At 48.6% G+C, this 253-nt stretch carries 1 protein-coding gene; it reads left to right on the top strand.

The genetic code is table 11. The features are described from left to right. The coding region (locus SB786_RS37000; RefSeq protein ID WP_410731683.1) for a fumarylacetoacetate hydrolase family protein at nt 1–217 on the top strand (217 nt) is incomplete at its 5' end. Between the last annotated feature and the right edge of the window lie 36 nt (nt 218–253).

Consider the following 253-nt stretch of genomic DNA (forward strand, 5'->3'; position numbering starts at 1 on the left):
GGACGAGACGAGCGCAGATATGCTTTTTAATATTGAAAAGCAAATTGCATACATCTCCAAGTATGCAAAACTCTTACCCGGCGACATCATCTGTACGGGTTCTCCTGCCGGTAATGGCACCCATTACAATCGTTATCTCACTGAAGGTGACGTTATGGTGGGTGAAATTTCGGGTCTGGGGCATCAACGCCAGAAGTGTGTGGCGGGGGCGAACTGAGGCAGACCATGCAAACGCTAAATGATAATCCCGATC

The sequence above is a fragment of the Burkholderia sp. SIMBA_062 genome (genome assembly GCF_046534765.1).
Lineage (GTDB): Bacteria > Pseudomonadota > Gammaproteobacteria > Burkholderiales > Burkholderiaceae > Burkholderia > Burkholderia ambifaria.